16 protein-coding genes are annotated in these 22,496 nt (G+C 42.6%); 6 read left to right on the top strand and 10 right to left on the bottom strand.

The genetic code is table 11. The features are described 5' to 3' along the window. Positions 1–161 precede the first annotated feature (161 nt). Positions 162–1,592: an MFS transporter gene (locus EGC86_RS15250; RefSeq protein WP_165872430.1), complete on the top strand. Its 1,431-nt coding sequence runs from the start codon at positions 162–164 to the stop codon at positions 1,590–1,592. 79 nt (positions 1,593–1,671) lie between these two features. Here EGC86_RS15250 and EGC86_RS15245 read toward each other — a convergent pair whose 3' ends face one another. Next, entirely contained in the window at positions 1,672–2,409 is a 738-nt protein-coding gene (locus EGC86_RS15245; RefSeq protein WP_123778111.1) for a sulfotransferase family protein, read from the bottom strand. 233 nt (positions 2,410–2,642) lie between these two features. On the opposite strand from EGC86_RS15245, the gene EGC86_RS15240 reads away from it, so the two are divergent. The 3 genes from EGC86_RS15240 (at position 2,643) to EGC86_RS15230 (ending at position 7,246) form a co-directional block, all read left to right on the top strand. Next, positions 2,643–3,749, top strand: a complete 1,107-nt coding sequence (locus EGC86_RS15240; RefSeq protein ID WP_123778110.1) for a Fic family protein — start codon at positions 2,643–2,645, stop codon at positions 3,747–3,749. Between the two features lie 115 nt (positions 3,750–3,864). Further along, positions 3,865–7,020, top strand: coding sequence for a DUF3427 domain-containing protein (locus tag EGC86_RS15235; protein WP_123778224.1), 3,156 nt, complete (start codon positions 3,865–3,867; stop codon positions 7,018–7,020). Between the two features lie 37 nt (positions 7,021–7,057). Continuing rightward, on the top strand, positions 7,058–7,246 hold the full coding sequence (locus EGC86_RS15230; RefSeq protein WP_123778109.1) for a hypothetical protein: 189 nt from the start codon (positions 7,058–7,060) through the stop codon (positions 7,244–7,246). A gap of 86 nt (positions 7,247–7,332) precedes the next feature. Here the strand turns inward: EGC86_RS15230 and EGC86_RS15225 are convergent, their stop codons facing one another. From EGC86_RS15225 to EGC86_RS15205, 5 genes are all read right to left on the bottom strand, one after another. Continuing rightward, positions 7,333–8,649: an anaerobic C4-dicarboxylate transporter gene (locus EGC86_RS15225; protein WP_123778108.1), complete on the bottom strand. Its 1,317-nt coding sequence runs from the start codon at positions 8,647–8,649 to the stop codon at positions 7,333–7,335. A 212-nt stretch (positions 8,650–8,861) separates the two neighbouring features. Further along, entirely contained in the window at positions 8,862–10,070 is a 1,209-nt protein-coding gene (locus EGC86_RS15220) for a winged helix-turn-helix domain-containing protein (RefSeq protein ID WP_123778107.1), read from the bottom strand. Positions 10,071–10,456: 386 nt separating this feature from the next. After that, complete coding sequence (locus tag EGC86_RS15215; protein ID WP_123778106.1) at positions 10,457–12,469, bottom strand: CocE/NonD family hydrolase; 2,013 nt, start codon at positions 12,467–12,469, stop codon at positions 10,457–10,459. A 31-nt stretch (positions 12,470–12,500) separates the two neighbouring features. After that, a complete protein-coding gene (locus tag EGC86_RS15210) occupies positions 12,501–13,787 on the bottom strand; it encodes an ATP-grasp domain-containing protein (protein ID WP_123778105.1) in 1,287 nt (428 codons plus the stop codon). Positions 13,788–14,172: 385 nt separating this feature from the next. After that, entirely contained in the window at positions 14,173–15,036 is an 864-nt protein-coding gene (locus EGC86_RS15205; RefSeq protein WP_123778104.1) for a YicC/YloC family endoribonuclease, read from the bottom strand. A gap of 177 nt (positions 15,037–15,213) precedes the next feature. Between EGC86_RS15205 and rph the strand changes: the two genes are divergently transcribed. Then, positions 15,214–15,927 carry a ribonuclease PH gene (gene rph, locus EGC86_RS15200; RefSeq protein ID WP_011639245.1) on the top strand — a complete coding sequence of 238 codons (714 nt, stop codon included), beginning with the start codon at positions 15,214–15,216 and terminating at the stop codon, positions 15,925–15,927. Between the two features lie 72 nt (positions 15,928–15,999). Then, a complete protein-coding gene (pyrE, locus tag EGC86_RS15195; protein ID WP_123778103.1) occupies positions 16,000–16,641 on the top strand; it encodes an orotate phosphoribosyltransferase in 642 nt (213 codons plus the stop codon). Positions 16,642–16,724: 83 nt separating this feature from the next. Here pyrE and folE read toward each other — a convergent pair whose 3' ends face one another. The 4 genes from folE to slmA all read right to left on the bottom strand — a co-directional run bounded on the left by folE (position 16,725) and on the right by slmA (position 22,474). Beyond that, entirely contained in the window at positions 16,725–17,375 is a 651-nt protein-coding gene (gene folE / locus EGC86_RS15190; protein ID WP_011639243.1) for a GTP cyclohydrolase I FolE, read from the bottom strand. 178 nt (positions 17,376–17,553) lie between these two features. Continuing rightward, positions 17,554–19,479: an alpha/beta hydrolase family protein gene (locus EGC86_RS15185; RefSeq protein WP_123778102.1), complete on the bottom strand. Its 1,926-nt coding sequence runs from the start codon at positions 19,477–19,479 to the stop codon at positions 17,554–17,556. Positions 19,480–19,759: 280 nt separating this feature from the next. After that, positions 19,760–21,712: an alpha/beta hydrolase family protein gene (locus EGC86_RS15180; RefSeq protein ID WP_244262889.1), complete on the bottom strand. Its 1,953-nt coding sequence runs from the start codon at positions 21,710–21,712 to the stop codon at positions 19,760–19,762. Between the two features lie 168 nt (positions 21,713–21,880). Then, entirely contained in the window at positions 21,881–22,474 is a 594-nt protein-coding gene (gene slmA / locus EGC86_RS15175; RefSeq protein ID WP_011639240.1) for a nucleoid occlusion factor SlmA, read from the bottom strand. Between the last annotated feature and the right edge of the window lie 22 nt (positions 22,475–22,496).

Here is a 22,496-nt window from a genome sequence, read left to right as displayed (position 1 = left end):
TTTTAACGAAATCAATTTACTATTCGGCGACACAGTGGCTCTTGAGTATTTATGCTGATCATTAAAATAGATGTTTATATGAACGTTATAGATTGTGAGCGGGATATTTATCAGCCATAATTTTGTTCTGTATTTTATCAAGGACATGCATTAAGACCTTTATGTCTTCAGAGCATTCAACATCGAGCAATAATCCTTGTTCGCGCAGTCGTGACAGACTGTCGTGGCTTCGATGTACCCTACGCCGTAGCCAACAAGAGGCGGTTGCATCGTCAACCATGACCGCCACCAGTGATAACTTTTTTAATGCTTATGCCATATTCTTAGGGGCTAGTTTAGGCCAAATGGGTTGGGTAACTGGCTTACCTCAGTTGTTTGGCTCACTGGCGCAACTGTTGTCAGTATGGCTGGCGAGTCATTTTAGTCGTCGGCAATTTATTGTGGCATGTGCAGGGTTACAAGCATTGGTAGTGTTGGGTATGGGCGCGCTAGCAGCGTTTAGACCAGATAATGCGGTGTGGTTATTTATTGGTTTAGCGGTGTTGTATCAAGGGTTTATTAATCTAATTCAGCCACATTGGCGTGCCTGGATGGGCATGATTGTACCGCAACGCCGACGAGGAGCCTTTTTTGCTTCACGTACTCGATTAACCATGATGGCATCGCTGAGTGTGTTCTTTGTCGGCGGCGGTATTTTAACCTTAACCGACTCAATGCAAATGGCGTGGTTGGGTTTTAGCTTATTGTTTTCTATTGCGGCAATGGGCCGGTTTACTTCAGCCTGGTTGCTACTGCAAATGCACGACCCCGAGCCTAGAATCGCCAAAGTGTCTGGGGTGTTTAAGCAAACATTTGGTAATTTTCGTGAAGCCTGGAAAGACAAAACCTTCCGCCATTACAGTTTATTTGTCGCGGGTATGCAGTGCATGGTCGCCATTTCGGCACCGTTTTTTGCGGTATACATGTTGGAAGATCTGCATTTCACCTATTTTGAATTTGTGCTTTCGAGCGTCGCTTCAATTGTTACGCAGTTTATTACCTTGCGATTTTGGGGCCGATTTAGCGATCTGTACGGCAATAGATTAGTGATGATCATTACCAGCTGTTTAATTCCTGGTTTGCCGTTATTGTGGCTATTTTCTGATAACTATCTTTATATATTGGCTATTCAAGCCTTTTCCGGTTTAGCCTGGAGCGGCTTTACCTTAAGTACCGCCAATTATCTTTATGATATTCGACCTTTTCGCAGTGACTTTGCTATTTATGCCGCATTACAGGCAGCATTGAGTGCCGGTTTTGTGTTTGTCGGCGCGATGGTGGGCGGTGTAATTGCCTCGTATGCAGCAGATTTTCTCATCTGGACAGGTTTAAACGCTTGGTTAACCAACCCCATATTTTTGGTGTTTATGATATCGACCATCATGCGATCGCTGGTGGCATTGTGGTTTATTCCGCGCTCAGTTGAACCCAAAGCACGCCCAAGGCCGCAATTACTGACACTTATTTTCCGCATCCGTGGTTTTAATGCCATATCGGGTGTGAGTTTAGATTGGTTAACCGTTGCTAAGAAAAAGCGTAATAAAGATAAGTAACCGCTACGTGATATATGAACGGTTAAAAGCTGCTGCGCGAGTAGTGCTGTATTAACTGGCTCATTCTAAATTTAAATCGTTAAAGTCGGTAATCAAAAAACTTACGTTTATCAGGGCCAGAAGCATTAGCGCTAATTTTATTTGGGTGTTTATATTCATCCCAGCTGGCCACATTGCGGCCCATGTTTAATTGTGGAAAGTTTAATTGTGGAAAGTTCAGTTGCGGGAGTTCGGCCGTATCAGGCTCAGCTAAATCAATAAACTGCAGCAACGTAGCAAAGCTACCAGCAACGCTGATATCAATGGTTATAAAGTCATTTCGCCCTGCAAAATAGCTCAACACTTGCTGCTGGTGACGCTGATAACAGGCCGTTAAATGTGCTTCATCAAACACATCCTCAACCTGCCATATATCAAAGCAATGATTAAAGCTGCGCTTCATTACTGGATGAAAGCGGCCCTTATCTTTATCTAAATGTACTAGCATTCTGCCCAGTAACATTTGCATCGACGGCAACCACTTATCTAACGGCCTATCTAAATAGACAAACTTAGCGTTGGGAAATAACTTATCTAATTGCTGATAATCACTAAAACACGGCGCATCAGACACAGCATCGGCCAACATAAACGCCTGCTTAGTAAAGGCTTGGTGGGCAACCGTTAACCCTTGCTCAAGCAAGGCCACACTCACACTGGTTGTGCCGGTACGCGGCAAACCGATAATAAATACTTTATTATCCTGCTTACTCGTCATAGTGGGTTTGGGCATATCGGCTTGTGCTGATGTCGATAGTTCAGTCTGCTTGGATGTCATTAATTACAGTCGCATTGAGTGATAAAAATTGAAGGTTATTGAATCAGTAAATGATTATACCGAAATGCCAGCCAAGGTGTTATTGCGCTTGCTAGTCGGATCCATGAGGCAATTAACCATCCTATTCGCCTCATATGGTGAGGCGAATAAATTGCTATTTGCCTCATATGGTGAGTAGAATAGGTTGGTGTTTGCATCAAAGCAGTATTTAAGTCAGCTAAACAGAGGTTAATATGTGGATTTGGCAACAACAAGAATGGCCTGATTTTGTATGGGACCATATCCGTATTAATCCTTTATTGCGTAAAATTCAATTTAACCAAGGTTTGTTACTGGGTAAGATAGGCACTGAATCTGTTAGTCAATGGACACTCGATACTATGATCGCCAACATCGTTCATTCAAGTGCGATAGAAGGCGAAACGCTCAACGCATTGTCTGTACGTTCATCTTTGGCCAATAAACTTGGGGTGAGCGAAGAAAACCCTTATCCCACTACTGCACAAACCGATGGTTTAGCTGATATCACCTTAGATGCGCTACAAAACTGGCAACAGCCACTTAGGCTAACGCGTATTTTAGATTGGCATGCTCTGTTGTTTCCGAGTAACCAAGCCGTGTTTAATCCTGTTATTGGCGGTAAGTTACGCGGCGATGAGCCTATGCAGGTGGTATCGGGGCGTTTAGACAAACCGACGATCCATTTTGAAGTGCCTCCTCGAGATACGCTAGACCAAAGTTTAACGCAGTTTATTGAGTGGTTTAATCAATCACGAAAACAGGCAGACCTTGATCCGCTAGTACGAGCAGCCATCACTCATTTGTGGTTTGTCACCTTGCATCCGCTTGATGATGGTAATGGACGTATCACCCGTTTGCTCACCGATTTAGCATTAGCGCAAGCTGAACATCGTTCGATTCATTTTTATGCTATGTCAGTTAGCATACTTGAGCGACGTAAAGCTTATTACGCGATATTAGAGTCTACCCAACAGGGATCCCTTGATATTACACCTTGGCTACTATGGTTTTTAGACACTTTAAATGATGCTGTTCAACACACGCTCAATAGCATTGAGCAAACTACTGCTAAAACCCAATTTTGGCGTCGAGTGGACCAACGCTTACTCACCCCAACATTAACAACAGAACAAGTTAAGGTACTTAACCGGCTGCTTGATGGTGATTTTAGTGATGGGATCAGCAGTAGCCAATATCAAAAAGTGGCTAAAGTCAGCCGCGCCACTGCCACCCGACATTTGGCTCAACTAGTTGAACAACAATGTTTGGTCAAAACCGGCGCGGGCGGTAGAAGCACAAGGTATGTGTTGGTGCGCTAATTTAATCGTTGTTCTGTAAGCATTTTATTGATAAATAATATTATTCTTAGTCGTAATATGCACTTATTGCTATGGTATATTCTTAGTGTTTTCACTTTCAAAAGGCCTATCTGACATGGAACAAGTTGGTATTTATGAAAAGCTTATTACTCAACTGATAGATAAAAGCATCAATCGTGATGTGTTCTATTTAGGTGAGCGGCCAATAGAAAGCGCTGAGGCCAGTGTTTGGCTATCGAGATTTTTGACCAAGATAATGGAGAGTGCCATTGGTGCTATCCCTAGCGGAGACAATCAACTCACAGAGCAAATCGGCTTGGCAAATAAGTTAGTGCTTTGGTTGAAAGATCATGTTCAAGATGATCAATTGATTAATGAAAACTTACTCGATAGTAAAGGCCGTATATTAACAGCGCTATTTGATAAAAAAAATCCCATATCGACGGACTTTCCTGCGTTTACTAAAGCCATTTATCCGCTAACAGGATTAAGCCAAAGCGAACTTTTTTGTGGTAGTAATGCCGGAATTTCTTTAGACACTGAACTAAAGCGTGAGATCCGCTCAGCAGATAAAATTTATTGGTTAGTGTCTTTTATTAAGTGGGCAGGCATTCGGATTTTTAAAAATGAGATTGAAGAATTCACTCGAAGTGGCAAGACCCTGCGGGTCATCACGACATCTTATATGGGAGCGACGGATGCTAAAGCGGTCGAGTTTTTAGCGAGCTTACCTAACACCGAAGTTAAATTGAGTTACAACACCAAGCGCGAGCGCCTGCATGCGAAATCTTATTTATTTTTGCGCAATACAGGATTTCATACCGGTTATATTGGGTCATCGAATTTATCGCATTCTGCGTTGACGAGTGGCCTTGAATGGAATTTAAAAATAACCACCCAAGAAATTCCTCACATAATCGATAAATCCCTCAACACCTTTGAGTCATATTGGCAATCCAATGAATTTGAATTATTTGATGGCGATATTGAATCTAAAAACAAGCTTCATGAAGCATTACGTGAGGCTAAAGGGAGTTATAGCGAAAGCAGCACTTTTCATTTTGATATAAAACCCTTTGCACATCAGCGAGAGATCCTTGAGCAGTTAAATGTTGAGCGGAGTATTCATCAGCGGTATAAAAATCTAATAGTTGCGGCAACGGGCACTGGTAAAACGCTTATTTCTGCCTTTGATTTTGCCCGTTTTTATAAACAGCATCCAGAAGCTAATTTCTTATTCGTGGCTCATCGACAAGAAATTCTTAAGCAAGCGTTGTCTGCATATCGTGGTGTATTGAAGAATAATCAGTTTGGTGAATTGTGGGTTGCTGAGCATAAGCCTCATAGCTACCAGCACTTGTTTGCTTCGATACAAAGCTTGAATCTGCAATTATCAAGCTTACCGCTCACCGCTGATTTTTATGATTATATTGTGATAGATGAAGTGCATCATATTGCTGCTAGCAGTTATCGAGGATTGTTAACGCATTTCTCACCCCAAATTTTATTAGGGTTAACCGCCACACCTGAGCGACATGATGGGCAAAATATTCTCGATGATTTTTGTGGGGTAATCGCTGCAGAAATTCGTTTACCCGAAGCAATCACTCAGCGCTATTTGTGCCCTTTTCAGTATTTTGCTATTGATGATGAGACCGACCTTCGTAAAGTTAAATGGCATCAAGGGCGATATGATATCGCAGAGCTAAGCAATCTTTATACTCATAATGAGCAGCGAGTCATGCGCATTATTAGCAGCCTGAATGATACAGTCACTGACATTCATCAAATAAAAGCCTTGGCGTTTTGTGTCAGTAAACAGCATGCCGAATACATGGCGAGTAAGTTTACCCTAGCCGGTATTAGTGCGGATGTACTCACCAGTGATAATAGTCACGAGAGGCAACAAAAACGACAGAGTTTAATTAGCGGTCATGTGAACATTTTATGCGTGGTGGATATTTTTAATGAAGGTGTCGATATTCCAGACGTTGATACATTATTGTTTTTACGTCCAACCGAAAGCTTAACGATCTTTTTGCAGCAGCTAGGACGAGGATTGCGTCTAACCGATGATAAACAGTGCTGTACAGTATTGGATTTTGTGGGTAATTCTCGTGATGAATATGACTTTTCACAAAAGTTTCGCGCGCTGGTTGGTAAAACGAATCAATCGATTAAAGATGAGATAACCAATGATTTTCCTCACTTGCCATTAGGCTGTCGGATCGAGCTAGAAGAACAGACTCAGGCAATGATTTTACGAAATATTAGCCGTGCAACCATGAATGCTAGCAGGCTGCGACAGCTCATTAACAATTTTGGGCACCAAAGTACGCTTACCTTAAGCTTGGTTAATTTTTTACGCTTTAATCCAAATGTTAATTTAGAAGACATTTATAAGCTAAAAATGAGTTGGTTAGAATTGGTTGGTAGTGCAAATAACAATCAAATTAATGAACCAAATTTAAACGTAATTCTAGCTAAAGCCTACTATCGAACGATAAATTATCATTTGTTCGCTTGCAGTTCCATTTCATATTTGCAGTTTTTAAAGCAGCTAATTATCGATAACTTCAGTTTCGATGATATGGATGCGACCCAGTGCCAATTTGCATTAATGTGCCACTATAATTTTTGGGATAAGTCAGGAACCGAGCTAGGTTTTACTAGCCTTAAGCAAAGTTTAGCTGCGTTGAGACATACTCAATTACAAGCAGAACTGCTTGATGTTATATCGTTACTTATAGATCGAATTCATCATAGCGAACTTGAAATGCATATCCCCTCAATACCTACCTTAAAAGTGCATTCAAGATATACCAGGGAACAAATACTCGCCGCCAGTGGTGCAAGTTCTTTTGACAGAAAATCAACCGCAAGGGAAGGCGTTTTAGTCCTTAACGATCTTAACGTTGAATTACTGTTTGTGACCTTGAAAAAGTCAGTCAAACAATTTTCACCAACCACCATGTTCCATGACTACGCAATTAATGAATCGCTATTCCATTGGCAATCTCAAAATAGTGCGAGACCCGAATATGGCAGAGGTTTAAGCTATATCGAGCATGAAAAAATGGGCCGTAAATTGATTTTGTTTGTGCGCGAGCAAGCAAAAGATGAAAATGGCCGCACCATGGGTTTTGTCAATTTTGGTCTTGTGAAATATGTTAAACACTCAGGTTCACAACCGATGAATATAACCTGGAAGTTAATGACGCCTATGCCAGATGCAATGTGGCATGAAGCCGCGAAATTAGCGGTAGGATAAGCCAGCCATATCGGCAGTTGTAACTGTTGAAAACAGGATGTTTTCTCCAAGTCACATGGATGGATTTTTGCGTGTTGCAGAGGACGATATGGTGGGCGGATTACCCCATGAACCTGTCGATAACTCATCAGATAATTTTAGTTTTTTAGGTCTTCGTTCTTCGGTCTTTGGGTTCTCAATGATTAAAAACAAAAATGGCAGCCACGTTGGCTGCCATTCTTATTGATGCTAGTGACTTATTTGGGTCAATTCACTAGCGGTTTATCACTTTAGTTCTTAGCTTAAAGCTCAAAGCCAAATTACAAGCTGAGGCTAGTTAATTGCCATAGATATAAAGTAACCCACAAATGTTGCGGTTACTACGCCAATAAAGCCTGGAATAATAAAGCTGTGGTTAAGTACATATTTACCAATATGAGTTGTGCCAGTTCTATCAAAACTAATCGCCGCTAAATCGCTTGGGTAGAATGGGAAGAAGAAGTAGGCATAACACGCTGGTAGTACACCGATTAATACTGGTGCTGGGATGCCGAGTGAATACCCCAGTGGCAGCATTATAGTTAATACCGCTGCTTGGCTTTTTAAGAAGATAGACGACACAAACATCGCAATAGCAAATGTCCATGGATACACGCTGACAATGTCGCTTACCGCACTCACTAAATAGGTTTTATGGTGCTCAATAATGGTGTCACTCATCCATGCAATACCAAAAATGATAATGACCGCAGTCATACCGGCGGTAAACACGTTACTGGTGACAATTTTTTTCGGTGAAATATTGGTGGCGAGTAAAATCACCCCACCAACTGACAGCATCATAAACTGAATCGCTACCGACATTTTTACGCCAGCAGGCAGTATTTGCTTACTAAACATCGCCACCATAATAACGGCAAATATACCGAGTAAAAATACTGTTAAGCCTTTCTTTGCGGTCGATTCTGCTTGGGGTGTTTGCACCTCATCTGCTTTTGGGTCGGTTAATGCTTCACGAAACTCATCATCTGTTAAACGTGCCTGAAACTCTTCATCTTTATCTAAATCTTTACCGCGCTTTAAGCTCCAAGTACACGCGACTAGTAAGCCTGTTAGTGTAGCGGGAATGGTCACCATGAGTACATCAAGTAAGTTGATATCTAGATTATTATCAACGGCAGTGGCAAGCACAACTGCGGCAGCTGCGGCAATTGGGCTGGCTGTAATACCCATTTGTGATGCTACAGTTGCCATGGCTAATGGACGTTCTGGGCGGATGCCTTTTTTGTACGCCACATCGTAAATTACAGGAAGAAGGGGATAAACAGAATGACCAGTACCAACCAGAACGGTTAATGAATAGGTACATAGTGGGCCTAAAAAGACGATGTGCTCTGGATGTTTACGTAATAGTTTTTCAGCAAACTTTACCAACAGCTTTAAACCGCCTGTGGCCTCTAACGTCGCCGAAGCCGCCACTACGGCTAGAATAATTAACATTACACTAATAGGTGGCGCACCTGGTGCAACGCCAAATACAAATGCGAGTACCGATACACCTAACCCGCCCAATAAACCAAAGGCGATACCGCCATGGCGAATACCAACAAATATCACCGCTAATAACAGCAGCATGTGTATATAAAACATCGTGTTTTCTCCCCGCTTAGGTTTTTATGTAGGTTGTTATTATTTTTAGCCTTTTGAAGGTATCCCACTACATCTTTGGGGTTAGTGACGTAACTCAAGCTATTGAATTAGGTGTGGTAATAAATGTTTAAAACGTGAACAACATTACATACCTCTGCGTAAATAGTGTTGCGTCACTTTTGTAGGGGAGGGAGGAACCACAAAGTATGCAGTTAACTACGCTGTTGACTTGCTTTGAGTAACATTTTAGCAATCGTTTTATCGTTACATTGTATTAGCTGCCAACACTGGCAGTTGTTGAATGTGCAGTAGTGATTAATGGCCTCGATTAACGCAGAAACAAAATGCGCCTTATCATTTAATTCATCATGTTGGTTCGTCAATGTGCTCGTTTCAATGTGCAGGTTTTGCAGTAACAAACATTGGTTTTTACGGTCGGCTTTTACATCTACGCGGCCAACAAAACCGTCACGCCATAGAATGGGCAGTGAATAATAGCCGAATTGGCGTTTAGCCTCAGGCACATACACTTCTATTTGATAATCAAACCCAAACCATTGCCTAAGCTTTTGGCGTTGAATGACTAAATTATCAAACGGATTAAGTAGCCAGACTTTATTGGGAATAGCAGTGGGTAAGGTGAACGTAGGTTGGTAGAAGTAAACGTGTTGTGTATTGGCGCTGGGGTCGGTAAAGCTGGCTATATCACCTTGTTCGCACAGTTGCGCTAATGTTTGGCTGAGTAGAGGTTTGAGGCCTTTGCGTAAATATTGTATTTGCTGCAAATTACCAAAACCATGCGCCGATAAATAACGCTGAATCAAGTGTTGGGCAAATTCTGTATCGCTAGGTGCTGTGGTGTCGATGTGCTTTGGGAGTACTCGCTCTGTTAAGTCGTACACCTTTTGAAACTTGTCGCGCTTAGCAACCATTAACTCGCCTTGCATAAACAACTGCTCAAGCGCTTTTTTAGCTGGTGTCCAATCCCACCAAGTGCCATTTTTAGTGTCTGACTCATGGGTGAACTGACTGGCTTTTAATGGACCTTCGGCGCGAATACGGGCTTTAACTTCACGCATGACTTTATGTTCTGGTTCAAACCAATGCTTACCACCTTGTTGTAATTGCTGTTTGCGATACAGGCTAAAACGGTAATCTTCAATAGGTAGATAAGCAGCCGCATGGGACCAGTACTCAAACACGGTTTTATCGCCCATTGCTGAATCTAGCATGGTGGCAGAATATTCGGGCAGGCGACTGTGTAATACATGATGATGCGCGCGTTCAACCACATTAATAGAGTCAATTTGCACATAACTTAATTGCTGGATAAGCTTTGGCAATGACGTCAAAGGCTGTAATAAACCTTGCTGCTGCATATTGAGTTGGAGCCACTGTTTAGCTGAGTAGGGATTGGTCATTAAAGGCCTTTGCTGTAAGTGCTAATGCGTATAGATGCACAAGTGATGCATGGCATTGTAGACTGAAATTTACCACAGAGTACACAAGCAGTTGGTGATAAGGCTGGTTGATGCTGGCGCGGATAGATAAAAATTTTTTTAGTCTGTTTTAGCATTTTCAAACGGCTTAATTTGGTATTCCCTGTCTTTAATCATTTCCCCGCAGTTGGTTGCATATCGGTGTACTGATATGCAGCCCAAATAGGTTAAGTTTGTTTCTGTACTTGTTTTGTCCTTAATGCCTTTAGTACATCGTTCTGGGTTGTGTGTAGTGGCAACGTGATGGTGAATAATACGAGGATCTATTGAGGCGATACAGAATACCGGCCTAAATACCCACTTCAGTATCAAACCAAGTTACGATGAATACGAAGGTTCCAGTTTTGCGAATAAACGCGCTTGTCTCCTTCATAAGCGTCTAGTTCTGCATCCAGATAAAAATAAAACTCATCGCAGTGCAGTAAGGTTCGAGTGACGGTCTCTACAGCCCAGTCACCTCGCTTAAATCCCCATCGCCAGAGAGTTTTACCCTGTGCTGATTGAAAGTCATCACGCTGGTAGGAGTACCACTCATTCGCTTCGCGATTCACAATCAAGTCGATATCTTCGAGGAGGTAAGTACCGTTGTCGTTAATGACTTCTAAAGTAGACAAATCCTTGTCCAGTTCGCGGATTACTCGCCAGTTATGATGTCCTTCTATAAGTTGCTGCTTGGCACCACTTACGGAAGCCTCAGGATCAAGGAAAGTTATCGTTTCTTCTCGTGGGATTCGACTCGGCAATATCACCCGACTGCAACCAGTGTAAATCTTGAGTTGTGTCGACTCTGCTGGAGGCCAAGCTAGCGGAAAATAAGAGGAGGAAATTGCAATTCGGATCCGGTGGCCCTTAGGGAAGGTCTGTGCGATACCGTTAAGCTGAAGCTTTACCCAATAGCGCTTATTTGGTTGCAGTGGAGTCGGATTTTCATGGCTATCTCTATGGGTCAGGTTCAGCAGGCCGTATGTTACCCTCGAGCTTTTGTTGTCTGGATGCACATCAGATAGACGCACAGCGATCATTGCCATTGGCTTACTGGCCGATATTTCTAGCTCGATTACCACCGCGCCCATGATCTCAAGCGTGGTGTCCAGAGCCTCACTTGTGAAAACTAACGCGCCGCCTTCTTCTTCACGCTGATCATGGGGAAGATCTGGTGTTGTGCTATATGAACACCATTTACCCGCAAACAGACCGTTACTTAATGGCGACTGCAAGCACAGCTCTTCCTCCGCAACTTCTGCAAATTCATCTACCAATCGATATTTATCAAGCTTGAAGGCAAGTGTACCAATATTGGATGATGGCCAAGATGGTTCGCTGACCCAGCGGCCAAAGCGTTGATGGTAAGACGTTGACGGAGGCATACTGTCCAGCATCCATGCCCGCAGCATGGGCTCGTCCATAATGCCGGTCTCAATACCTTTCAACCATTTATCCCACCACCGCAGACATTCCTGCAAAAAACCAATTGCAGGGCCGGGCACGCCAATATGCGGGTATTTATGGCTCCAGGGGCCAATTAATCCTTGTCTCGGACCAGGCAAGTTGGTGAGCAGCCGAAAAACTGCATTACTGTAGCCATCGGCCCAGCCGCTGACAGCCATGACCGGGATCTGTACTTTAGAAAAATCTTCGCAAATTGAGCCATGTTGCCAATATTTGTCACGGTGTTGATGATTAAGCCAAGTATCGAGCCATAAGCCACTGCCTTTAAGGCGTTCAAACCACATGTCGCGCCACTTGTTACCGACAATTTGTGGATCCGGTGGTAAAGAGTTGTAAGCAAACATCGTCGAGGCCCAAGAAAGATTATCACCGAGCAGGCAGCCTCCCATATAGTGCACATCATCGGCGTAGCGATCATCAGTAGAGCAAACGCTGACGATAGCTTTAAGTTGCGGTGGTTGCATTGCCGCAATTTGCAAGCCATTGAATCCCCCCCATGAGATCCCATACATGCCAATATTGCCGTCGCACCATGGTTGCTTCTCAAGCCACTCAATAACAGTGATACCATCGTCGAGTTCCTGCTGCAGATATTCGTCCGTCAGCACACCTTCAGAGTCGCCACTACCACGGATATCCACACGGATACAGGCATAGCCGTGTCCGGCAAAATATGGATGCATGGTTTCGTCACGTAATCTGACGCCATCACGTTTACGATAAGGAATAAACTCGAAAATAGCCGGCACAGGCTTAGCTTCAGCATTTTCTGGCATCCAGATGCGGGCTGAAAGACGAATGCCATCGGCCATCGGGATCCAGCAATGTTCGATATGGCGGATTTTGTATGCGCAGTGCTTGGCAGCCGTCATATTTCCTCCTTATGATTATCGCACAAGTCATTTAAAGCAGTGGTACAAGTTCCAGCGGTAATGCCTGTTGTACATCATGATATTTCTGCAACAGTTCCTGTTCGCTACCACCACCGATAAATACCGTCGCGATCTCATAGCTGTAACTGTCTTGATAATTAAGATCACACAGGCGCATTCCCTCACGGACATGCAGCTGAATATCAGTGCCCGCGATACGCTGGGTAATGGCCTGTATTTCTTGCTCTGTGGGTATCCGTTTTACCAGTGCATCAGCATGTGTACGCCACATAAACTTGGCCGAATATTTATATAAACCTTTACGATGGGGAAATACAGGTTGTTTACCTAAGGCCAAATCCAGCATTACTTGGTGATGTGACTTACCATCGACGTTGCGAAATAATGGCGAATGGGACTTGGAAATACGGGTATTAATTTCCAGCAACCAGATATGGTCACTCTCCTTGTCCCAGTAATACTCGATATTGAATGGACCATTATCAAAATCGATAGCGGTAAGGAAGCCGTCGGTGACGGCGATCATTTTGTCCTGAACCGTCTGTGGGATTGATGATGGATATTGATAGCGAGAAAAGCTGGAACCATGCTCACCTTCACGTATTGAGTCAACTGCTCCATAGACGCACAGTTTGCCATCAAAAACATAGCCTTCAAGCGTACATTGCTGACCATGGGAGATTATTCCTTCGGCGATGCAGTGATAGCCATCAACAGCGGCAATTTCATCTGGCAGGTCAGCAAATTGAAGTAAGTAGTTGAACGGCTTGGCAAAGCAGTAGATTTTTTTGCGGGTCTCCATAATCGCCATTTCGAGTTCACTATCATTACGCACCATAAACCCAAGGTGTGATAAAACCGCTTTTACCGGCTTAAGCCAGAAAGGATAATCGAGGGTGATTTGCTGCTTATAATCATCTTTAAAAGGATCAACCGAGCAAAAGTTTGGGATGTATTCTGGGATGACTCGGCGCTGTTCCAACCGGCTCCAGTATTTATGCTCGCATTTGAGTACTGCTTCAAAGCTGGGAGAGGGTAAGCCTAAAGATTGGCACAATAGAGGGAGCATGGTGCTAACGGGGAAATCCAAATAGCCAACAATGGCATCTACGGAGCCAGGATAGCTATTCAATCGCGCTAAAGCGCCTTCATACAAGGTTTCGACCGGAAATTCTTTTCCTGTCTTTACCTCTGAATATTGATAAAGCTCATGAAAACAATATTCATGGGCAGAATCGAGCGAACGCATTAGGGAAAGGTTGAATTCGTCCGCACCAAAAACAAAAATATTTTTCATTTTTCGGCCCCCAGCTTTGTTATCCCTTCATTGCCATTAATAACTGTTCTTAACGAGATACTGTTTATTTTAACGGCATATATGAGGGTAGTTGATGGCGATCTGCTTGTCTATTAAATGGGGCGGAATTGGCCTGACTTAATTGCTCAATGCCTTATGTGCTTTGGGCTCTAGCACATTGATGCATAATTGACATTGATATGTATTAGCTTAAGTTCAAATGAATAACTAGATTTTTTAACCGTTATGACGAATCAAATTAGTCACCATTTTAGTCCTACTTTTTCACTCAATAGGAAACCGTCACACAAAGCGCTAAAAACAAAAAATCCGTAATAACATTTGTCATTACGGATTTTTTAGCATTTGAGAGCAGGGAGAAACGTTATTCAACGTTTTGGATCTGCTCGCGCATTTGCTCAATCAATACTTTTAGCTCAACTGCAGCTGAAGTGATTTCTGCGCTGATTGATTTTGAGGCTAGGGTATTTGATTCGCGGTTAAATTCTTGCATCATAAAGTCTAGACGGCGGCCTTCGCTGCCACCTTTTTTTAGAATGCGGCGAGCTTCAGCTACGTGAGCTTCAAGGCGGTCCATTTCTTCGGCGACATCTTGCTTTTGCGCCAATAACACCATTTCTTGTTCGATACGGGCAGGGTCTAATTCACCAGCAATATCGGCTAAGCGGTTAGTTAATTTGTCGCGTTGATACTGCATTACAGTTGGCATGTGTTCACGCACAACGTTGACTTGTTCCATTACACCATCTAAACGGGTAAGTAGCATGTCTTTAATAGCCTCACCTTCACGGCCGCGAGCTTCGATAAACTGATCGATAGCACTGTCGAACGCGATCATTAAATCGGCACCTACGTTATCCATATCTTGCTCTGCTGCCGATAGCACGCCAGGCCAACGCAGTACATCTGTCAGGCTGAGTTCGCCTTGTCCGGCTTCTTGTTTTAACCAGTTTGCTGCACTGAGTAACTGCTTGGCTAAATCTTGATTTAGTTGTAATTCATTACTGCTGTTGTCGGCGAGTTCATAACGTAAATTAACTTCGATTTTTCCGCGATTAAGGCGTTTACGTAAGCGGTCGCGTAAGACAGGTTCAAAGCTGCGAAACTGCTCAGGTAGGCGCAGGTAGGTTTCTAAGTAGCGCTGGTTGACTGAACGGATTTCCCATGAGGCAGTGCCCCATTGTGCTTTGTGCTCGATACGAGCGTAGGCTGTCATGCTTTGGATCATGAAGTGTCCTGTTATGTTATTTACGCGAATGTGAGTTGATTATAGCCGTTTTCGCGGATGGGATTAAAGGATTAGTCGATAGATTTGTGGCTTATCGCTGCTTACCATGGCATCTAACGGCGTGAAGCTCTATAATATGGGCTCAAATATGATATGAATTCGACTACAGGACTTTTCATGCGCCCAAGTAACCGTACACCAGCTCAAACTCGCCCTATCACTATTACGCGTTCTTTTACTGCACATGCTGAAGGCTCTGTTTTAGTTGAGTTTGGCGACACAAAAGTATTATGTACAGCAAGTTTCACTGAAGGCGTGCCGCGCTTTCTTAAAGGCCAAGGCCAAGGTTGGGTAACCGCTGAATACGGTATGTTACCGCGTTCAACTCACAGCCGCATGGACCGTGAAGCGGCTCGTGGTAAGCAGTCTGGCCGTACCCAAGAAATTCAACGTTTAATTGGTCGTGCATTACGTGCAGCTGTAGACATGAAGTTGTTAGGTGAAAACACTATCGTTATCGATTGTGATGTTATTCAAGCTGATGGCGGTACGCGTACTGCGGCTATTACTGGTGCTTGTGTGGCGTTAGTTGATGCGCTTAACTGGGCTCGTGGTAAAGGCATTATTAAAGCTAACCCACTTAAGTTTTTAATTGCAGCTGTTAGTGTTGGTATTTACAAAGGCGAAGCGATCAGTGATTTAGAATACATTGAAGACAGTGCTGCTGAAACTGACATGAACGTTGTGATGACAGAAACCGGTAAGATTATTGAAATTCAAGGTACTGCAGAAGGCGAGCCATTTAGCCATGAAGAGTTACTTGAGTTGTTAGTGTTAGCTAAAAACAGTATTCGCGAAATTGTCGATGTGCAAAAAGCCGCATTAAGTTAATATGCTGTTGAAAAATGAGGACCGATTACGGTCCTTTTTTTTAATCTAAAATTTGATGAAAGAGGAATAACCGTGAAAGCCTATCAGCGCGAATTTATTGAGTTTGCTTTAGCCCGCCAAGTATTACGTTTTGGTGAGTTTACCCTTAAATCTGGCCGTACGAGTCCGTACTTTTTTAATGCAGGATTGTTTAATACGGGTAAAGACTTAGCGCGTTTAGGTCGCTTTTATGCTGCGGCGTTAATGGACTCGGGTATTGAGTTCGATTTGTTATTTGGCCCAGCGTATAAAGGTATTCCGATAGCGACAACCACAGCTGTAGCGTTATGCGATCATCACAATGTGGATATTCCTTACTGCTTTAACCGTAAAGAAGCCAAAAAACACGGCGAAGGTGGCAGTTTGGTGGGCAGCGAGTTAAAAGGTAAAGTAATGCTGGTGGACGATGTGATCACCGCCGGTACGGCTATTCGCGAATCGATGGAAATTATTCATGCCCACAATGCCCAACTTGCTGGTGTGTTGATTGCACTTGATCGTCAAGAAAAAGGTAAGGGCGAGCTGTCGGCGATTCAAGAAGTTGAACGCGATTTTGGTTGTCAGATTGTGTCGATTATTAAGCTTGTTGATTTAATCTGTTACTTGTCTGAAAAGCCGGGTATGGAAGCAGAACTTGCTTCAGTTAGCGCGTATCGTGAGCAATACGGCATTTAATCTTATTCAAATTTAAAACAAAAACGCAGCTCCTAGATGACAACATCGGTGGCTGCGTTTTTATTTGCGTGTTATTTACCACATTATTTTACTTGGTGTAAAAACTCGGCACGGGTCGCCGGATTTGATTTAAAAATACCGCCAAGCGCTGTAGTGGTAGTAGAGCTAGTTGAGTCCATGACGCCGCGAGATTTAACGCAGTAATGTACCGCATCCATTTTTACCGCAACGTCTTTGGTTTCAAGTAGGGTTTGCAATGCCACTAACACTTGTTGGGTTAGGCGCTCTTGTACTTGTGGGCGTTGGGAAAAGAAGCGCACGATACGATTGATTTTAGACAAGCCAATAATTTTTGTGCGTGGCAAATAGGCCACCGTTGCGAAGCCATCTATGGTCACTAAATGGTGTTCGCAGGTGCTGGTAAGACTGATGTCTTGTACACGCACCATTTCATCAACACCCATTTTGTTTTCGATAACAGTGATCTTAGGGAAGTTTTCGTAATCAAGCCCAGAGAATATTTCGTCGACATACATTTTTGCTATACGACGAGGAGTATCAACTAAGCTGTCGTCGGTTAGGTCGAGTGACATTAAGGTCAAGATTTCACGCATATGGTGTTCAATTTTGACTTTACGTTCTTCAGGCGTGGAAGTTTTTGGCAGCATTGGGGTTTCTAACCCACGGTCTTTTAGCGCTGCTTGTACTTTTATTGCGGCTTCACTGAGTGCCATATATCCTCCAACGACTCGATATCACTGTTTGTATGAGTGTAGATTAACACCCACTTGGCTGCCCCATAGGGGAAAAGGAGAATAGCGCGATTTGCTGTAAATTAATACTGTAGGTAACAAAAAAGCCGACCCCGTTAGTCGGGTATCGGCTTTTGGTTGTTATACGCTTAAGCGATATCTACTTTACATTTAAGTTCTCTTTGATGAACTTAAGCATGATTTCATAATATTTTGTACGGTTTTCGGCATTAAAGAAGCCATGACCTTCTTTTCTCCAAATCTCTTTCTGAAATGGATAGTTAGCTTGTTCTAAGGCTTTTTCCATTGCTTCAAACTGTTCGATTGGCGCGCGTTCGTCTTCTTCGCCATGAATTAATAGCACTTTAGATTTAAGTTTGTTGACGTTATGTGTTGGTGACATCGCACGTAGTTGTTGGATATCTGTACCCAATACGTCTTTTAAGTATGCCTCACCACCATAAGAGTCTGGTACATCGCCCGTTTTATACATTTGCTCTAAATCATAAACACCGGCAACACCAACGGCACATTTAAACATGTCTGGCGCTAACATCGGGCTCATCAATGCTGAGTATCCGCCAAAGCTGCCACCAGAAATACACACTCTATCTTTGTCGGCATAACCTTGATCGATGACATATTGAGTTGCGTCGATAATATCGTATTGAATTTTGCTGCCCCAAGCGAGGTAACCAGACTCTTCAAACGCTTTACCATATCCACCAGAACCACGGAAGTTAACTTGTAACACGGCGATGCCATTTTGCGCTAATAGTTGGTTTTCTGGGTTAAATACCCATAAGTCGCGCGGGCCATGTGGTCCACCATGTGGATTAACCACGAGAGGCATATTTTTATGCTCTTTAAGGCCGCTAGGTAGGGTTAAATAGCCATGAATAGTGACGCCATCACGGTTAGTAAAACTGATTGGACGCACTTCTGACATTTCACTAGGATCTAGCGCAGCATTTTCAGCAAACAAGAATTTTAATTTGAGCTTTTTACGGTCAAATAAATAGTAGTCACCAGAGTTTTTGTCATTCATTGCAACAACGATAAGTGTATTGCCGTCGATGGTTTCACTGACAATACGAATACGATGGTCTGGAATAGCAGTCATTAGCTGTTGTAATGCTTTGGCTTTAGCACTTTCAGTATCGACAAAGCGATACTCAGGATAACCATTTTCAAACTCTACTGCGTAGAGGGTATTTGTTTGGTCACTCACCCATGTCATGAATGGATCGACAACATCATGTTGGATGATTTTTTTATGTTTAGCCGTTGCGAGTTCGACTTCGTAAATAGCGCGAGTAGCGCCTTCACCATTGGCGATAGCATAAATTGATTTGTTGTCTTCTGTGAACGAAATAGGGTAGAAATCGGTTAGTCCGCCTTTAATTCTTTCTGCATCAACCCATTCACCATTCTCATAGTAGAACAGTTGATCATCGTTTTTCTTATCTCTTGCAAAGCTAAAGCGAACGTCTTCTTTATTATCAACAAGGAAACCTGCATTTGCGATAGGTGAAGTGGTAAGGCGTTTGCGTTTACCTGAGTAGACGTTAACGCGATATACAAGGGTATATGCGTAGTTCATCCCATTCCAAGGATAGGCCATAACGTAAATGTATTTGTCATCATCTTTTAAAGTATCTAAAACAAATGCACTTGCGCGGATAGCTTCATTATTTGAAATACTCGTTCCTGTCGAGCCGCCGCCATTATAACCAAACAGGTATTTAGATTTGCTGCCATCATAATTTACAGCGAGTAACTCACCATAATAATCTGACACTTCACGCTGGGCATGCTTATAGAGTTTTTGTAATACAATCCGCTCGTCATTGACCCAATAATAACGGCCCACTTCTTCATCACCATTGAATTTGACCGCGTAAGTCGGCTTCATGGATTCAAGGTTGAGGATGAGCAAGGTGCGCTTTTCATCTTCAATGAGAATAACCGCGAGGTGCTCACCATCGGGAGATATTTTGACTTCAGAAAACTCTGAATCGGCACTGAAGTCTTTAATTTGAGGAGCCGCAAAGTGTGGGTGGTAAATAGAACGAGCAAACAACATGTGAGGTATAAAATGCGCAGCATAAATACAGTCCGTGTAATTAATGTTAAAAATGTAACGTTATTGTATTTAATTCAAGTGGTCGGAGCAATACGTACTCACTATTTATTCATTGAGATGAGGTGGAATATGAACATATATTACGACTTTTAATTGATGTTAATACCTGTTTTCTTGGCCTATTTGCGCGATAGAATTTGCTTAGAAGCATAACGCAGGTACAAAAAAGCCGACCCCGTTTGCCGGGTATCGGCCTGTTGATATAATGCTTATTAGCTCATTACGATTTAATGTCTAGGTTCTTTTTAAGGAATAGGAGCATTTTTTCATAATATTGGGCACGATTGTCATCATTGTAGAAACCATGGCCTTCATCATCCATCACCAGTTTTTCATAGGGATAATCACGTGCTTTAAGGGCTTTTTCTAATGATTCTAGTTGTTCAATGGGCGCTCGTTCATCGTCACCGCCATGTACTAGAAGCAAGTTTGCTTTAAGCTTATCTACATTTTCTGAGGGAGACATAGCCCTTAGTACTTCACTATTTTGACCTAAAACATTTTTAAGGTAACTAGTACCCGAAGCACTATTTGCAATATCTCCTTCATCGAACATCAGTTCTAAATTATAAATCCCTGCAAAACCGATAGCGCATTTGAACAGATCGGGTTCAAGTATTGCGCTTTGCAATGCACTATAGCCACCAAAACTACCACCAGAAATACAGATGCGGTTTTTATCTACATAACCTTGATCAATGACGTAATGAGTGGCGTCGAGAATGTCATATTGTACTTCTGAACCCCATTTTTGGAATCCAGCTTGTTCAAAATTTTGTCCAAAACCACCTGAACCACGGAAATTGACTTGTAATACTGCCATCCCTTGATTTGCTAGCATTTGGTTTTGAGTATTAAACCCCCATTCATCTCTTATTCCATGTGGACCACCATGGGGATTGACTACAAGAGGGAGGTTTTTCGCTTCTTTACCATAAGGTAATGTTAAATAACCGCTAATTATTTTACCGTCTCGGCTGGTAAAGCTAATTGGCTTCACTTCTGACATTTGCGCTGGGTCGAGCCATTTCTTGGCAGAGGCTAAGTGTTGGAGTGTGAGCGCCTTGGTGTCAAATATATAATAATCACCAGGATTTCGATCGTTAAATGCCACCACGATGAGTTTTTCTGAATGACGAGTTTCGCTAACAATACGAACTTGATGGCCAGGTAATGATGCGAGCAACTGCTTTAGCAATTTTGAATGACTGTCTTCTGGATTGACGAAAGCGTAAGACGGATAACCATTTTCAAATTCAACTGCATAGAGTTTTTTGGTCGTTTGGTTTATCCAGTAATTACTGGGATCACTTTTGTCATCTTTAATAATTTGCGTTTTTTCACCTGTTTCTAGATTGATTTCATAAATCCCTAAGGTTTCGCCTTTTACCCGAGCCGCAGCATAAATACTATTTTTATTTTCGGCAAAAGATATTGGGTAGAAATCATCCAAATTGAGTTTGAGGTTATCGGTGTTAAGCCATTCGCGGTCTTGACGATAAAATACTTTTGTTATGTTGTTTTCGTCTTCGCCTGCAACAAAGCGTACTTCACCATCGTGATCGGTTAGAAATCGAGAGTAACCTATAGGCGAAGTGGTGACTTTTCTGCGGAACCCTTTGTATAAATCTACACGGTATACAGTTTGTGATAATTCATAGTTTAAAGAATTAGACTCATTCCATGGGATTGCATTGACGAGCATATAGCGGTCGTCATCGGGAAGGGGATCTAAAATAAATGCCGTTGCTCTTATGGGGGTATTTTTCTTCAGATGTGAACCAGTTTGTTGCTCGCCGCTATTAAAACCAAAAAGGTAAGTTGCTCTTGACCCATCGGCATTAACAGCCATTAGCTCACCATAATACAGCGGTACGTCACTCCAACCTTTTAAGTATTCTTTTTGCAAGACGATTCGTTCATTATTTACCCAAGCGTAATCACCCACTTGGGCATTGCTAGGGAAAAATATCGCATGATGTATTTGTTTTGTTTTTGCATTTAATATTAGTAGCTTGTCTTTACCATTATGTTTGGTTATTGCACTAATATAATCGCCTGTTGGAGATATTTTTACATTGCTAAATTCAGCCCCTCGGCTAAATAGTCGTGCAGTAGAAAGGCTTTCTGCTGCAAATGCATGGGTGAATAGGCCACCACAGACAAGTAACATAATGGTTAGGTATTTGGTGAAAATCATGAGACATCCTTGTTTAATCGTTCGTTCTTACTTCGTTTTTATGTGGTATAAATATTCGATCTGATACGGTTTAAGGGTAAAGGAAGAGTAAGTAGCATTGGCAGCAAAAGGACCGAACTAGCATCCTTTATTTATGCGATATTAACTTCTTAGCAATTGCTGTTGAATAAACGTCCACTGTTCATCAAAGTGTTGTGTTGGCTTTTGTTTAAACTCACTGCGGACAAACTGTGAAATACGTCCTTCTGCAAAAGCTAACAGCAAGTTGGCGAGAATGGCTTCATCGATATTAAAGCCTACTCCTTCACGCAAAGTTTTTTCACGTAGAATTTGTTTGATGTGTGTTTCTATTTTGGCAAATAGCACGTCGATCCTACTGCGTAGACGTTCATTTTCACCTAGCAGAGCATCACCATTAAGTACCCTTGAAATACCTGGATTACGTTCAGAAAATACTAATAGCAGGTGTAGTACCAACTGGCAGCGGGTCATGGTGTCTTTTTCTTCGTCCATGATGATGTTTAAGCGTGATAAAATCGCATCTTCAATAAATTCGATTAAGCCTTCAAACATCCGCGCTTTACTGGGGAAGTGTCTATATAGTGCGGCTTCTGACACGCCAACTTCGGCGGCGAGCTTTGCTGTTGTTATACGTTGACCTGGGCTGGTTTCGAGCATTTGCGCCAAGCATTGTAAAATATGCTCACGACGATTTATTTTAGGGCTTTCAGCCATTATCTGTTCCTTGGCTCAGTGA

Source organism: Shewanella frigidimarina (assembly GCF_003797125.1).
GTDB classification, from domain to species: domain Bacteria; phylum Pseudomonadota; class Gammaproteobacteria; order Enterobacterales; family Shewanellaceae; genus Shewanella; species Shewanella frigidimarina.
The sequence above is the reverse complement of the archived record's forward strand: the minus strand, read 5'-3'. Positions and strand labels throughout refer to the sequence as shown.